Raw genomic sequence first — 13595 nt, forward strand, 5'->3', positions numbered from 1 at the left:
CACCCCCGTGACAACAGTGCGGTGGGGAATCATCGGGGTCGGCAACGTCACCGAGGTCAAGAGCGGACCGGGCTTCCGGCAGGCGGAGGGGTCCTCGCTGGTGGCCGTCATGCGCCGGGACGGTGGAAGGGCCGCCGACTACGCGCGCCGCCACGGGGTGCCGCGCTGGTACGACGACGCCGACGCGCTCATCCACGACGCCGAGGTCGACGCCGTCTACGTGGCCACCCCGCCGGACAGCCACCGCGACTACGCCGTCCGGGTCCTCGAGGCCGGCAAGCCCGTGTACGTCGAGAAGCCGATGGCCCGCACCACGGCCGAGTGCGAGGAGATGCTCACCGCCGCGACCATGGCCGGGCTCCCGCTCTTCGTCGCCTACTACCGACGCGCCATGCCCCGGTTCGTCACCGTCAAGCAGCTCCTGGACGACGGCGCGATCGGCACCGTCCACGCCGTCGCCGTCCACGCCTCCAAGCCGGCCCTCATCGACGACGGCGCGGACGCGCCCTGGCGGGTCCGGCCCGAGGTCAGTGGGGGCGGGCACTTCGTCGACCTCGCCTCCCACACCCTGGACCTCCTCGACCACCTGCTCGGGCCGGTCGCCCGCGTCACCGGGTACGCGACCCGGTTCGGCCGCGCGACGCTGGCGGAGGACGTCGTCAGCGCGTCCTTCGAGCTGGAGTCGGGCGCGCTCGGAAGCGGCCTGTGGAGCTACGGCACCCGGGAGGAGCGCGACGAGGTCCGCATCCTCGGGTCCCTCGGGTCGCTGCGGTTCTCCACCTTCGGTGAGGAGCCCGTCTCGCTCGTCACGGCGGACGGCGAACGGAGCATCGCGGCGCCCTACCCGGCCACGGTGCAGCAGCCGCTCATCCAGACGGTCGTCGACGAGCTCGCCGGACGCGGGACGTGCCCGAGCACCGGGGAGAGCGCGATCCGCACCGCACGCGTCATCGACACCATCCTCGCCGAGTACCGCGAGGCGAACCGGATCGGTTTCGCGTAGACCCCGTGGTCGAGCTCACCGGCGTCGAGTGGGCGCTGCTGGCGGTGGCCGCGGGCTTCGTCGGGCTCTCCAAGGCGGCACTGCCCGGCTCGAACACGGTGTCGATCGCGATCTTCGCCGCGATCCTGCCGGCGAAGCAGTCGACCGGGGCGCTGCTCGTCCTGCTCATCGTCGGTGACCTGTTCGCCCTGCTCGCCTACCGGCGTCACGCGGACTGGCCCACCCTGCGCCGCCTGGTCCCGACCGTGGTGGGCGGGCTGCTCCTCGGCGTGCTCTTCCTCGCGCTCGCGGACGACACCTGGGTGCGCCGGGTCATCGGCGTCATCCTCCTCCTCGTCATCGGGGTGACCCTGCTGCGCCGATGGGCCGCGGCCCGCGCGCAGCGGCGTGACCCCACGGTGGACGTCGCGCAGTCCGACAGCGGGCGTCGCTGGCTGACCCGGGGCTACGGGACGCTCGGCGGGTTCACCACGATGGTCGCGAACGCGGGCGGGCCGGTGATGTCGATGTACTTCATCGCCTCCCGCTTCCCCGTCAAACGCTTCCTCGGGACGTCCGCGTGGTTCTTCGCCATCGTCAACCTCACCAAGGTGCCGTTCTCGGTCGGGCTGGGCCTTGTCACCGGTCCGTCCCTGCTGCTCGACCTCGTCCTCGTCCCCATGGTGCTCCTCGGTGCGTTGGGAGGCCGGTGGCTGGCCGGCCGGATCCGGCAGGACGTGTTCGAGCGGCTCGTCATCGTGCTCACCGTCCTCGGAGCGCTCAACCTCGTCCGCTGAGAGCGACCGACGGTCGCCCGCGTCACGGACGAACCTCGGCGGCCGGCGGGGTTCGCCGAGGTCCGACGGGCCGCCGGCGCCCCGGGGTGGGATCATCGCCCTACGGGACGGAGCGGCGATGAAGAACGTCTTCGTGATGGGGCTCGACGAGCTGAACCACCTCAGCCTGCGCTCACTGCCGAGCGCCGAGGACTGTGTGTTCCACCAGCTCCTCACCCAGGACGAGCTCCAGGGCGGCACCATCTCGGTGCCTGACCTGCTGGGCGCGGCTCAGCGCCGGCTGGACGACTTCCCGGGAAGCGTCGACGCGATCGTCGGCTACTGGGACTTCCCGGTCCCCATGATGGTCGCCATCCTGTGCGCGCGGTACGGGCTGCCGTCGGCGGACCTCGAGGCGGTCGTGCGCTGCGAGCACAAGTACTGGAGCAGGCTGGAGCAGCAGAAGGCCATCGACGAGGTGCCCGCCTTCGGCCTCATCCCCGCCACCGAGGGCGCCACTCTCCCGGCGCACCTCGGCTACCCGGTGTGGGTCAAACCGGTGAAGTCGGCCTCCTCGGAGGGTGCCCACTACGTCACGGACGACGTCGCGCTCGCCGGTGCCCTCGCCGCGGCCCTGCCCACCGTCGACCGGATCGGCGGCCCTTTCGAGGAGATCCTGGCGATGGTCGACCTGCCCGCGGAGGTCGCCGCCGCCGGTGGCCGGGCGTTCATCGCCGAGGAGGCGGTCACCGGCCGCCAGCTCACCGTCGAGGGGTTCAGTCGCCACGGACGGGTGGAGGTCTACGGGGTGGTGGACTCGATGCACGTGCCGGGCACGCAGAGCTTCCTGCGTTACCAGTACCCCTCGGGCCTGCCGCAGGACGTGCAGGACCACGTCGCGGACCTCTCCGTCCGGGTGATCTCGCACATGGGGCTGACGAACAGCACCTTCAACATCGAGTACTTCTGGGACCCGCAGACCGGTCGCGTCGCGCTGCTCGAGATCAACGCGCGGCACTCCCAGTCGCACGCCCTGCTCTTCCAGCTCGTCGACGGCGCGGCGAACCACCTGTGCATGGTCGACCTCGCCCTCGACCGAGACCCCCGGATGCCGCACCGGCAGGGACGGTGCGCCATCGCGGCCAAGTGGTTCGTGCGGCGCTTCACCGACGGCGTCGTGCGCCGGGTGCCCAGCCAGGAGGACGTCGCCGCGCTGGAGCGTGAGATGCCCGGCACGACAGCCCGGGTCGTCGTGAGCCCGGGCGCGCGGCTGTCGGAGCAGCGGTTCGAGGACAGCTACAGCCACGTACTGGCGCAGATCTACACCGGAGGCCGCGACGAGGACGAGCTGCGCGAGCAGTACGCCAGGTACGTCGAGGGGCTCGAGTTCGTGGTCGACGACGGGGCGGTCTGATGCGCACCCGCACCACGCTGCCCCACGAGGTCACGCGGGACGACCGCGTGTGGATCCCCGTCTCCGACGGGACCCGGCTGGCAGCGCGGCTGTGGCGGCCGGTGAGTGATCGCCCCGTCCCCGCGGTGCTCGAGATGATCCCCTACCGCAGGCGCGACCTCACCGCCCAGCGGGACTCCATCCACCACCCCTACCTCGCCGGCCACGGCTACGCGTGCCTGCGGGTGGACCTGCGGGGCAGCGGCGACTCGGAGGGTGTCCTCACCGACGAGTACCTCGAGCGAGAGCTGCTGGACGCCGAGGAGGTCCTCGCCTGGATGGCCGCGCAGCCCTGGTGCAGCGGCCGCACCGGGATGATGGGTATCTCCTGGGGAGGGTTCAACGCCCTGCAGGTGGCGGCCCGTCGGCCACCGAGCCTGGGCGCGATCGTCACGGTGTGCTCGACCGACGACCGCTACGCCGACGACGTCCACTACATGGGCGGGTGCCTGCTCAGCGACAACCTCTCCTGGGCATCGACGATGTTCGCCTACAACTCCTGCCCGCCGGACCCGGTCGTCGTCGGGGACCGGTGGCGCGAGATGTGGGTCGACCGGCTCGAGCACAGCGGGCTCTGGCTCGAGGAGTGGCTCCGGCACCAGCGGCGCGACGAGTACTGGCGGCACGGGTCGGTCATCGAGGACTACGCCGCCATCCAGTGCCCGGTGTTCGCCGCCAGTGGCTGGGCGGACGGCTACTCCAACGCGGTCTTCCGGCTGCTGCGAGGGCTGCAGGTTCCGGCGCGCGGCCTCATCGGCCCGTGGAGTCACAAGTACCCCCATCTCGGAGAGCCGGGCCCCGCCATCGGGTTCCTCCAGGAGGTCGTGCGGTGGTGGGACCACTGGTTGAAGGACGAGCGCGACAACGGCGTGATGGACGGACCGGCGCTGACCATCTGGATGCAGGACAGCGTGCATCCCGCGACCTTCTACGAGGACCGCCCCGGGCGCTGGGTCGGTGAGGCGACCTGGCCGAGCCCGCGCATCCGGCAGACGGTCTACCCGCTCGGCCGGAACCGGATCACGTGGCCGGAGGAGGGCGAGGAGAGTCCTGAGCTGACCGTGCAGTCACCGCTGTCCGTCGGGCAGTTCGCGGGCAAGTGGTGCTCGTACAACGCGCCGCCCGACATGCCCTACGACCAGCGCGAGGAGGACGGCGGGTCGCTCGTGTTCGACAGCGACTACCTGCCCGAGAGCCTGGAGGTCCTCGGCGCCGCCCACGCCGTGCTCACCTTCTCCGTCGACAGACCGGTCGCCATGGTCGCCGTGCGCCTCTCGGACGTCGCTCCTGACGGTCAGGCCACCCGGGTGAGCTACGGGGTGTACAACCTCAACCACCACGCCGGGTCGGACAGACCCCGGCCGCTGGTGCCGGGGGATCGTCAGACCGTGACGGTCCAGCTCAACGGGATGGCCCAGTCCTTCAGGGCCGGGCACCGGCTGCGGCTGTCCGTCTCGACGTCGTACTGGCCGCTGGTCTGGCCCTCACCGGAGCCGGTGCGGCTGACCCTCTACCCCGCTGACAGTCACCTCGTCCTGCCGGTCCGTCCCTACCTTCCCGGGGAGCCGGCACCCTCGTTCGAGGAGCCCGAGGGGGCGGACCCGATCGAGGTGGTGCGGCTGGAGCCCGGGGCGCAGGACTGGAGGGTGAGTCGCAACCTGGTCGACCTCACCGGCACGCTCGAGGTGGTCAAGGACCTCGGCACGGTCCGTTTCCCGGACATCGACCTCTCGGTCGTGCGCCGGGCGTTCGAGCGGTACAGCTTCAGGGGCTCGGACGTCACCTCGGTACGCGGGGAGACCGAGTGGACCATGGGCTTCGCCCGGGGTGCCTGGCAGGTCAGCACGACCACGCGGACGGTGCTCACCTCCAGTCCGACGGCCTTCCACCTCCACGCCCAGCTCGACGCCTTCGAGGGGGAGGAGCGCGTCCTCGCGAAGAGCTGGACGACGACGATCCCCCGCGACTACCTCTGACCCAGGACGTCGCCCACGTCACGGAAGGAACGTGCGCGTGGACGCGTTGACCCGCACATGACCACCGTGACGACAGCCGTGCCCCGTGCGTCGGCACGCGGTGAGCGCACCGCGGACGTCGTCGTCATCGGGGCCGGGCAGGCGGGACTGTCGGCCGCCTACCACCTTCGGCGCCGCGGCTACCGCGCCGCGCTCGAGGAGGACGGAGGCGGCTTCGTCGTGCTCGACTCCGAGCACGGACCGGGCGGTGCGTGGCGTCACCGGTGGGACTCGCTGCGGATGGCCACCGTCAACGGCATCCACGACCTGCCCGGACTGGAGCAGCCGCCGCCGGACGACTGTGAGCCGTCCAACTCCGCCCTCCCGCGCTACTTCGCCGAGTACGAGCGACGCTTCGAGCTCCCCGTGCTGCGGCCCGTGCGGGTGGACGCCGTCGAGCGCGTCGACGACGACCCGCACGGTCCCCTGCGCGTCCGCACCGACCGCGGCAGCTGGCTCGCCGGCGCGGTCGTCAACGCCACGGGGACGTGGGGCCGGCCCCACTGGCCGTACTACCCGGGACGGGAGACCTTCCTCGGGCGTCACCTGCACACCGCCGACTACGTCGGTGCGGAGGAGTTCCGCGGCCAGCACGTGGTCGTCGTCGGTGGTGGGATCTCGGCCGTCCAGCTCCTCGACGAGATCTCCCAGGTCACGACGACGACGTGGGTCACCCGCCGTCAGCCGGTCTTCCGCGACGGCCCGTTCGGCCCGGAGGAGGGGCGCAGGGCGGTGGCGATGGTCGAGGAGCGGGTGCGGGCCGGACTGCCGCCGCGGTCGGTCGTGTCGGTGACCGGGCTGCTGTGGACGCCCGCGCTGCGGGCCGCGGCCGAGCGCGGCGCGCTGGACCGCAGGCCGATGTTCGAGCGGGTCGAGCCCGACGGTGTGCGCTGGTCGGACGGCACCGTCCAGCGGGCCGACGTCATCCTGTGGGCGACCGGGTTCCGTGCGCAGCTCGACCACCTCGCACCGCTGAGGCTCCGCGGCCGCGGTGGAGGCATCGCCATGGACGGCACCCGGGTGGCCGCCGAGCCGCGCGTCCACCTCATCGGCTACGGACCGTCGTCGTCGACCGTCGGCGCGAACCGTGCCGGCCGCGCCGCCGTCCGGGAGATCCACGCGCTGCTCTCCCGGAGCTGAGCGGCCGCCGGGACGGCGGGAGCGGGGTGCCAGGGTGACCGTGTGGCGGACGTCAGAGTGACTCACCAGACGAGTCATCCTGACGTCCGCGCACCACGTCCTGCCGTCCACCGGCCCCGGCGCCCGCGACCAGCGCGGCGACGACGGAGCGGTCAGCGAGCCGCCGTCGTCGTCAGGGCACCGACGGTGGCCATGTGCCGGGCGGCCCGCATGCCGAAGACGGCGGCCGGGCCGATCGTCGAGCCCGGTCCCGGGTAGGTGCGGCCCATGACCGAGGCGGAGTTGTTGCCGGCGGAGTAGAGCCCCTCGATGACCGAGCCGTCCTCACGCAGGGCGCGGCCCTCGGCGTCGGTCACCACGCCGCCCTTGGTGCCCAGGTCACCGACGACGAGCCTGAAGGCCGTGAACGGCCCCTTCTCGATCGGACCGAGGTTGGGGTTGGGGCGAACGGTCGGGTCGCTGTAGTAGCGGTCGTAGGCCGAGTTGCCCCGCCCGAAGTCCCCGTCCACGCCGGAGCGGGCGAAGCCGTTGAACCGCTTGACCGTCGCGGCGAAGCGGCCCTTGTCGAGCCCGAGCTTGGCGGCGAGCTCCTCGAGTGTGTCGGCCTTCACCATGACCCCGGCGTCCTGCATCTTCTTGTTCGCCCGCGGGTCCATGGCGTACGTGCGCAGGTAGCGACGGGCGTGTCGGACGTCGGTGACCAGCCAGTACGGGCCGTCCTTGTCGTGCTCGAGCATGTGGTGCCCGAGGTCGACGTAGGACTCGGACTCGTTGGCGAACCGCTCGCCGGTGGAGTCGACGATGATCGAGTAGGGCATCGACCGCTCACCGACGATGAACGACGGCGAGCCGCCGGGCAGCGCCTCGATCGAGGCACCCCACCAGGCGTCGTCCATGAGCTCGAGCGGCGCCGTCGAGGACTACGACGGCGACCGCCGGCTCGCCGAGCTCGTCGCCCCGCCGCTGGAGCGGGCACGGCAGGCGGGCCGCGTCGCGGCGGGCGTCACGGTCGACGACGTCGCGCTCGCACTGCGGATGATCTACGGCGCCGCCGCGACCGCCCGGGACGGCGACCAGCGTCGCCTCGACGTCGAGCAGGCGCACGCGGTGGTCACCGCGCCCTGGTTCTGACGCCACCGGGGCGGCGGTTGGCTCCTCAGGCGCTCGCGAGGAGCTTGCGGATGCGCTTCTCGGACACCTTGACCGGTGTGCCGAGCTGCTGGGCGAAGATGCTCACCCGCAGCTCCTCGAGCAGCCAGCGGACCTCCTCCAGGGTGGCCGCGCGCGACGGGTCGGACGTCGCGTGCCGAGCGGCGGAGGCGGCGGCGTCGTACTCCTCCTCCAGCTCGTTCACCCGCCAGGCGTTGGTGGCGTCCTGGTGGACGTTGTCCTGCGCGCGCTCGATCCGGCGGCGGGCCGCCCGAAGGTACCGAGGCAGGTGCACCAGCCGCTCCGGGGGTGTGTGGGAGACGAAGCCCGGGTAGACGAGCCGGGCGGCCTGGTCGCGGACCTCGGTGAGGGTGTTGAGCAGGAACATCGACGTCGCGTCCTTGACGGTGGCTTCGAGCTCGCGCTGCGCCTCGAGCGCCGCGACCACCTGGCCGATCACCCGGTAGACGCGCTCCTCGAGGCCGGCGCGCACGGCACGGCGCAGCTCCTCGTACTCCGCGGCGTCCATCGGTTCGCGACCGCCGCGGGCGGTGACCCACTCGTCGGCGAGCGCGGTGACGGCGGCCAGCTGCACGTCGGCGACGAGCTCCTCGGTGTTCGGGTAGGGGCTCGCGGCCAGCGTCAGGGCCTCGCGCCCGGTCCAGCGGGTGGTCACCCGGGAGGTCGCCAGTGCCGTCTCCTGCAGGAGCAGGCGGCGCACCCCGCGCCGGTGCGCGCGCCGCTGCTCGCCGGAGTCGGCGAGGGCCAGCAGGTCCACCCGTGGGGCCGCGCCCCGCTCGCCGCGCACCTCGACCAGGGCCGGGTAGCCGCGCACGATCAGCCCCTGCACCCCGGTCGACTCGACCTGCGCGGGGATGGTCCCGACGGCGGGCCACCCGGTGAGGCCGTGCTCCTCGTTCAGCCCGGTGGCGCGGCCGGCCCCGGCCGTCCGGGTGCCGTCCCCGCTCCCGGGCGTCGCGTCGTCTCCGGGTGCCGTGCCGGTGCGCCCGCCGTCCGCCGCTGACGAGCCGTCCATGGTGGCAGGCCCGGCGCCCTGCTGCCGGGCCTCCTCCATCGCCAGCTGGACGGCGCCCTTGACGGCGCTGCGCACGGCCTGCTGCGTCTGGGCAGCCAGCCGTCGCTGGAGGTGGGCGAGCGAGGTGCTCTCGCCGAGGACCTTGCCCTTGTCGTCGACCACCCGGAAGGTGATCCGCAGGTGCGAGGGCAGCCTCTCCTCGTCCCAGGCGTCCGCGGGGACCTCCACGTCCTTCGCCATCGCGACGGCCGAGGTGAAGGCCTCGCGGAACGAGGGAGCGCCGAAGGGCGCCGGCGCGACCTCCGACCATGCGGGCAGCAGCGCGAGCACCTCGCGGGCGACGTCGGGTGCCGGCACGAGCTGGACCCGCACCTTCTTCGGCAGCGAGCGGATGGTCGCGACGGCGAGCTCGGGCAGCAGCCCCGGCACCAGCCAGTCGAAGCCCTCGGGGCGCAGCCTCCCCAGCACGCTGATCGGGACGTGGACGGTGACGCCGTCGGCGGCCGTCCCCGGCTCGAACTGGTAGGTGAGCGGGAGGGTGAGGTCGCCCTGCTTCCACGTGTCGGGGAAATCGGCGGAGGAGACGTCCGGCTCCCCGCCGAAGAGCAGCTCGCGCGTGAAGGTGAGGTGGTCCGGGTCGGCGTGGCGCTGCTTCTTCCACCACGAGTCGAAGTGCCGGGCGCTGACGACGTCCTCGGGGACGCGCTCGTCGTAGAAGTCGAACAGCCCGTTCTCGTCGATGACGAGGTCGCGGCGGCGGGTGCGGTTCTCCAGCTCCTCCGCCTCGGCGAGCAGCTCCCGGTTGCGCGCGAAGAACGCGTGGTGCGTGCGCCACTCGCCCTCGACGAGCGCCTGGCGGATGAACATCTCCCGCGCGAGCGCCCGTGCCTCGGCCGTGCCGACGCGGGCCAGTGGCACCGTCCGGTCCGCGACCAGGGTCATCCCGTAGAGCAGCACCTTCTCGTGGACCATCGCCGCGCCCTGCCGGCTGGACCAGTACGGCTCGGAGTAGACCTTCTTCACGAGGTGCGCGGCCGCCGGCTCGACCCAGGAGGGCTGGATCCTGGCGACCGTCCGCGCGAACAGTCGCGAGGTCTCGACCAGCTCCGCGGCCATGACCCAGTCGTAGGTCCTCTTGGACAGCCCCGATCCGGGCCAGATGACGAACCGGGTGCCGCGCGCACCCGTGTAGTCGCGGCGCCGCTCGTCGTAGGTCCCGAGGTTCGAGAGCAGCCCCACGAGCAGCGACTGGTGGATCGCGTCGGCGCTCGCGGCGTCCGACGAGCGCCCGACGGCGACGGCTGCCGCCGCCGGGTCCTCCCCGACCTCCTCGCGGTGCGGCAGGGCCAGCGGTCGCATCGTCAGCCCCAGCGGCTTGGCCAGCTGGCGCAGCTGGGCGACGACGTCCTGCCACTCCCGCACGCGCAGGTAGTTGAGGTACTCCGCGCGGCACAGCCTGCGGAAGGCCGAGCCGGACAGGTCGCGCTGCTGGGTGCGCAGGTAGCGCCACAGGTTGAGGTAGGCGAGGAAGTCCGAGGTCGGGTCGGTGAAGCGTCGGTGCTTGGCGTCGGCCGCCTGCTGGTGCTCGGTGGGACGCTCGCGCACGTCCTGCACCGACAGCGCGGCGACGATGACCATGACCTCGGCGGCACAGCCGTTGGTCTGCGCCTCGAGCAGCATCCGGCCCAGCCGCGGGTCGATGGGCAGGCGCGCCAGCCGCCGCCCGACCTCGGTGAGCCGGTACCGGCCCGCCCGGCCACCACCGTCGTCGTCCTCGAGCGCGCCGATCTCGGTGAGGAGCTGGACGCCGTCGCGCACGGCCCGGGTGTCGGGCTGGTCGACGAACGGGAAGTTCTCGACGTCACCGAGCCCGAGCGCCGCCATCTGCAGGATGACCGAGGCGAGGGACGTGCGCAGGATCTCCGGCTCGGTGAACTCCGGGCGTGACTCGTAGTCCGCGCGCGAGTAGAGGCGGATAGCGATGCCGTCGGCAACGCGCCCGCAGCGCCCCGAGCGCTGGTTCGCGCTCGCCTGGGCGATCGGCTCGATGGGCAGCCGCTGGACCTTGGTGCGGTTGGAGTAGCGCGAGATGCGTGCCGTGCCGGGGTCCACGACGTAGCGGATCCCCGGCACCGTCAGCGACGTCTCCGCGACGTTCGTCGCCAGCACCACCCGCCGGTGGCGGTGCGGCTCGAAGACGCGGTGCTGCTCGGCAGCCGAGAGCCGGGAGTAGAGCGGGACGACCTCGACGACGCCGGGCTGGCCCGGCGCCGCCCGGCCGGCGTACCGGGGGCCGAGGTGCTCGGCGAGCGCGACGTCGGTGTCGCGGATCTCCCGCTCGCCCGAGAGGAAGACGAGGACGTCGCCCGGCCCCTCGGCCATGAGCTCGTCGACGGCGCGGCAGATCGCGGTGGGCTGGTCCAGCTCCTCGGTGGGCTGCTCGTCCTCGCTGTCCGTGTCGGCCACGAGCGGCCGGTACCGGACCTCGACTGGGTAGGTCCGCCCGGAGACCTCGACGACGGGGGCCGGGACCCGCTCGCCATGCTCCTCGCGGCCGAAGTGGGCCGCGAAGCGTGCGGAGTCGATGGTTGCGGAGGTGATGACCACCTTGAGGTCCGGGCGGCGGGGGAGGAGTCGGGCGAGGTAGCCGAGGATGAAGTCGATGTTGAGGGACCGCTCGTGGGCCTCGTCGACGATGATCGTGTCGTAGCGCCGCAGCATCGGGTCGCGCTGGATCTCCGCGAGCAGGATGCCGTCGGTCATCAGCTTCACGAGGGTGGTGGGGCCGACCTCGTCGGTGAAGCGCACCTGGTAGCCGACCGCGCCACCGAGCTGGACGTCGAGCTCCTCGGCGATGCGCTCCGCGACCGTCCTGGCGGCGATCCGGCGCGGCTGGGTGTGGCCGATCATCCCGTCGACGCCGCGGCCCAGCTCGAGGCAGATCTTCGGCAGCTGGGTGGTCTTCCCCGACCCGGTCTCACCGGAGACGATGACGACCTGGTTGTCCCGGATCGCCGCGGCGATCTCCTCCCGGCGTGCCGAGACCGGCAGCTCCTCGGGGTAGGCGATCGTCGGGACAGCGGCGCGCCGGGTCGCCAGCTGCTCGGGGGAGTAGCCGCGGTGCTCCTGCGGGTGACGCGTATCGGGCCGCCGACGGCCACGACGGCGGGTGCCGGCCGACCGCTGACGGTCGCCACCACCCCCGCCTGTGCGCTCCCTGGCGCCCCGCTCCTCACTCACGATCGACCATTCTCTCCGATGCCCGCCCGCCGGGGCACCTCGGTTTCCTCGTGGTGGACCGAGCGACCCCGGCCCGGGAGACCTGCAGGAGGTGGGCGGGCCTTGTGCGCAGTGTGTGACGGCCTGGCACGGGAGCCTCGGACGTCATCCACCTGAGCCACAATGTCCCGGTGTTCAAGCTCCTCGGCTGGGTGCTCACCCTCGCGCTCGCTGCTGCGGCGGTCGCTACCCTCGACCCCGCCCGGCTCGGGCTGTCGACCGTGACGCCGGTGGCCCAGGCCATCGCGATGCGGCCCTACCTCGTGGCCGGGTTCGTCGTCGGCGGAGCCGTGGTGCTCCTCCCGATCCTCGTCGCCGCACTCGTGGGGCGCCGGTGGCCGCGCGTGACGCTCCTGTCGGTGGTGATGCTCGCGGTCGGCCTCGGGCACGCGTGGGTGCTGTACGACCGCGGGCTCGGTGACGACCCGCTTCCCGCGGCGCGCGACGGTGCGGTCACCGTGCTGACGCTCAACACCCTCGGTGGAGGGGCGAGCGTCGAGCAGGTCACCGCTGCGGCCGTGGATGTCGGGGCCGACGTGCTGGCCCTGGCGGAGACGTCGGAGTCGAGCGCGCGAGCCGTCGCCACGGTGCTGACCGAGCGGTCCGGGACGCAGTTCCAGGTGTTCGTCGAGGCGACGGGACCCTGGGACGCGAGCTCGACGGCGCTCCTCATCAGCGCCGGGGTCGGTGAGTACGCGCAGGCGCAGGCACCGGAGACGGCGCACGGCGCCGTGCGCGCGGAGCCGGTCTCCGGCGAGGGCCCGGCGTTCCTCTCGGTGCACCCGAGGAGCCCGCACGCGCCGGGGCCGGCGATGGACCGGTGGCGCGCGGACCTCGACGCCGCCACCGACCCCTGCCGCACGGAGTCGGACCTCATCGTCGCCGGCGACTTCAACGCCACGCTGGACCACGCCCCCATGCGCGACATCGGCGTGTGCGTCGACGCGGCCACCGAGGCAGGCGTCGGTGGGGTGGCGACGTGGCCGGCGCACATGCCGCGGCTGATCGGGGCGCAGATCGACCACGTCCTGCTCGACGGCGAGCGCTACGTCGTGGACGCCGCCAGCGTGCTGGACGTCGGTGAGAGCGACCACCGCGCGGTGGTCGCGCAGATCTCGCCCGCCTCCTGACCGCCCGCGGTCGACGCCCGGACCGCCTCGCCGCCGACGACTGCCGCGGCGCCCCGCTCAGCCGGTCGCGTCGGCCAGCATGCCGAGCGCCTCCTGCCAGTGGGCCTTCCACCTCGCGACGGCGTCCGGGTCGGGCAGTCGGACGTGCTGGACGGAGACGCGGACCTTGCCGGCCGACACCGTCGTGACCTCGACGTGGACCCGTGACCCGTCGTCGTGCTCGAGCCGTGCCCGCTTGGGAGCGGTCGCGCTGGCGACCCGCCAGCCGGGGCCGGCCCAGGCGGCCCTGCGGGCGTCGTCGAGAAGGTGTGTGAAGACGTCGTCGGCCCCCCGGGCGACCGTCTTCGAGGCGTTGGCCTCGAAGGTGCCGTCGGGGCGCTGCCCCGGCAGCCGCATCCCGCGGGCCTGCTCGTAGCCGACCGTGAGGCTCTGCGCCGACCAGCCGTCGACGTCGTGCTCGGTGACGAGCCACTCGGCGATGCGCTTGTGGGGCCACCGGGCCGCCCCGGCGGCGTCGAGCAGCTCGTGCCACTGCTCGCGGGTGCGGCCGGTCCGCAGGGTGGTCGTCTCGGACCCGATCTGCTCGTCGTGGCGCCTGGTTGCCATGCGTCCCACGGTACGCCCGGTGCGTCGAC

10 protein-coding genes are annotated in these 13595 nt (G+C 72.9%); 7 read left to right on the top strand and 3 right to left on the bottom strand.

Annotated features, from left to right (window positions below):
* Positions 1-7 precede the first annotated feature (7 nt).
* The 5 genes from VR894_RS05095 (at position 8) to VR894_RS05115 (ending at position 6366) form a co-directional block, all read left to right on the top strand.
* Positions 8-1003: a Gfo/Idh/MocA family oxidoreductase gene (locus VR894_RS05095; RefSeq protein WP_324650267.1), complete on the top strand. Its 996-nt coding sequence runs from the start codon at positions 8-10 to the stop codon at positions 1001-1003.
* A 5-nt stretch (positions 1004-1008) separates the two neighbouring features.
* Positions 1009-1779 carry a sulfite exporter TauE/SafE family protein gene (locus tag VR894_RS05100; protein ID WP_324650268.1) on the top strand — a complete coding sequence of 257 codons (771 nt, stop codon included), beginning with the start codon at positions 1009-1011 and terminating at the stop codon, positions 1777-1779.
* Positions 1780-1897: 118 nt separating this feature from the next.
* Positions 1898-3172, top strand: a complete 1275-nt coding sequence (locus VR894_RS05105; protein ID WP_324650269.1) for an ATP-grasp domain-containing protein — start codon at positions 1898-1900, stop codon at positions 3170-3172.
* Entirely contained in the window at positions 3172-5187 is a 2016-nt protein-coding gene (locus VR894_RS05110) for a CocE/NonD family hydrolase (RefSeq protein WP_324650270.1), read from the top strand. Before VR894_RS05105 ends, VR894_RS05110 begins: the two co-directional genes overlap by 1 nt.
* Before the next feature lie 57 nt (positions 5188-5244).
* Positions 5245-6366 (top strand): NAD(P)-binding domain-containing protein, encoded by a 1122-nt coding sequence (locus tag VR894_RS05115; RefSeq protein ID WP_324650271.1) that lies wholly within the window; start codon positions 5245-5247, stop codon positions 6364-6366.
* 152 nt (positions 6367-6518) lie between these two features.
* Here the strand turns inward: VR894_RS05115 and VR894_RS05120 are convergent, their stop codons facing one another.
* The gene (locus VR894_RS05120; RefSeq protein WP_324650272.1) at positions 6519-7262 is read right to left on the bottom strand and encodes an FAD-binding protein; all 744 of its coding nucleotides are present in this window, start codon (positions 7260-7262) and stop codon (positions 6519-6521) included.
* Between VR894_RS05120 and VR894_RS05125 the strand changes: the two genes are divergently transcribed.
* Positions 7261-7497, top strand: coding sequence for a hypothetical protein (locus tag VR894_RS05125; protein WP_324650273.1), 237 nt, complete (start codon positions 7261-7263; stop codon positions 7495-7497). The genes VR894_RS05120 and VR894_RS05125 overlap by 2 nt on opposite strands.
* A 25-nt stretch (positions 7498-7522) precedes the next feature.
* Here VR894_RS05125 and hrpA read toward each other — a convergent pair whose 3' ends face one another.
* Positions 7523-11791: an ATP-dependent RNA helicase HrpA gene (gene hrpA / locus VR894_RS05130; protein ID WP_416380813.1), complete on the bottom strand. Its 4269-nt coding sequence runs from the start codon at positions 11789-11791 to the stop codon at positions 7523-7525.
* A gap of 170 nt (positions 11792-11961) precedes the next feature.
* Between hrpA and VR894_RS05135 the strand changes: the two genes are divergently transcribed.
* Positions 11962-12960 carry an endonuclease/exonuclease/phosphatase family protein gene (locus tag VR894_RS05135; protein ID WP_324650274.1) on the top strand — a complete coding sequence of 333 codons (999 nt, stop codon included), beginning with the start codon at positions 11962-11964 and terminating at the stop codon, positions 12958-12960.
* A 57-nt stretch (positions 12961-13017) separates the two neighbouring features.
* On the opposite strand, the gene VR894_RS05140 is transcribed toward VR894_RS05135, so the two are convergent.
* The gene (locus VR894_RS05140) at positions 13018-13566 is read right to left on the bottom strand and encodes a hypothetical protein (RefSeq protein ID WP_324650275.1); all 549 of its coding nucleotides are present in this window, start codon (positions 13564-13566) and stop codon (positions 13018-13020) included.
* Positions 13567-13595: the final 29 nt, after the last annotated feature.

Origin of the sequence: Georgenia sp. H159, from assembly GCF_035607575.1 — a bacterium.
Lineage (GTDB): Bacteria > Actinomycetota > Actinomycetes > Actinomycetales > Actinomycetaceae > Oceanitalea.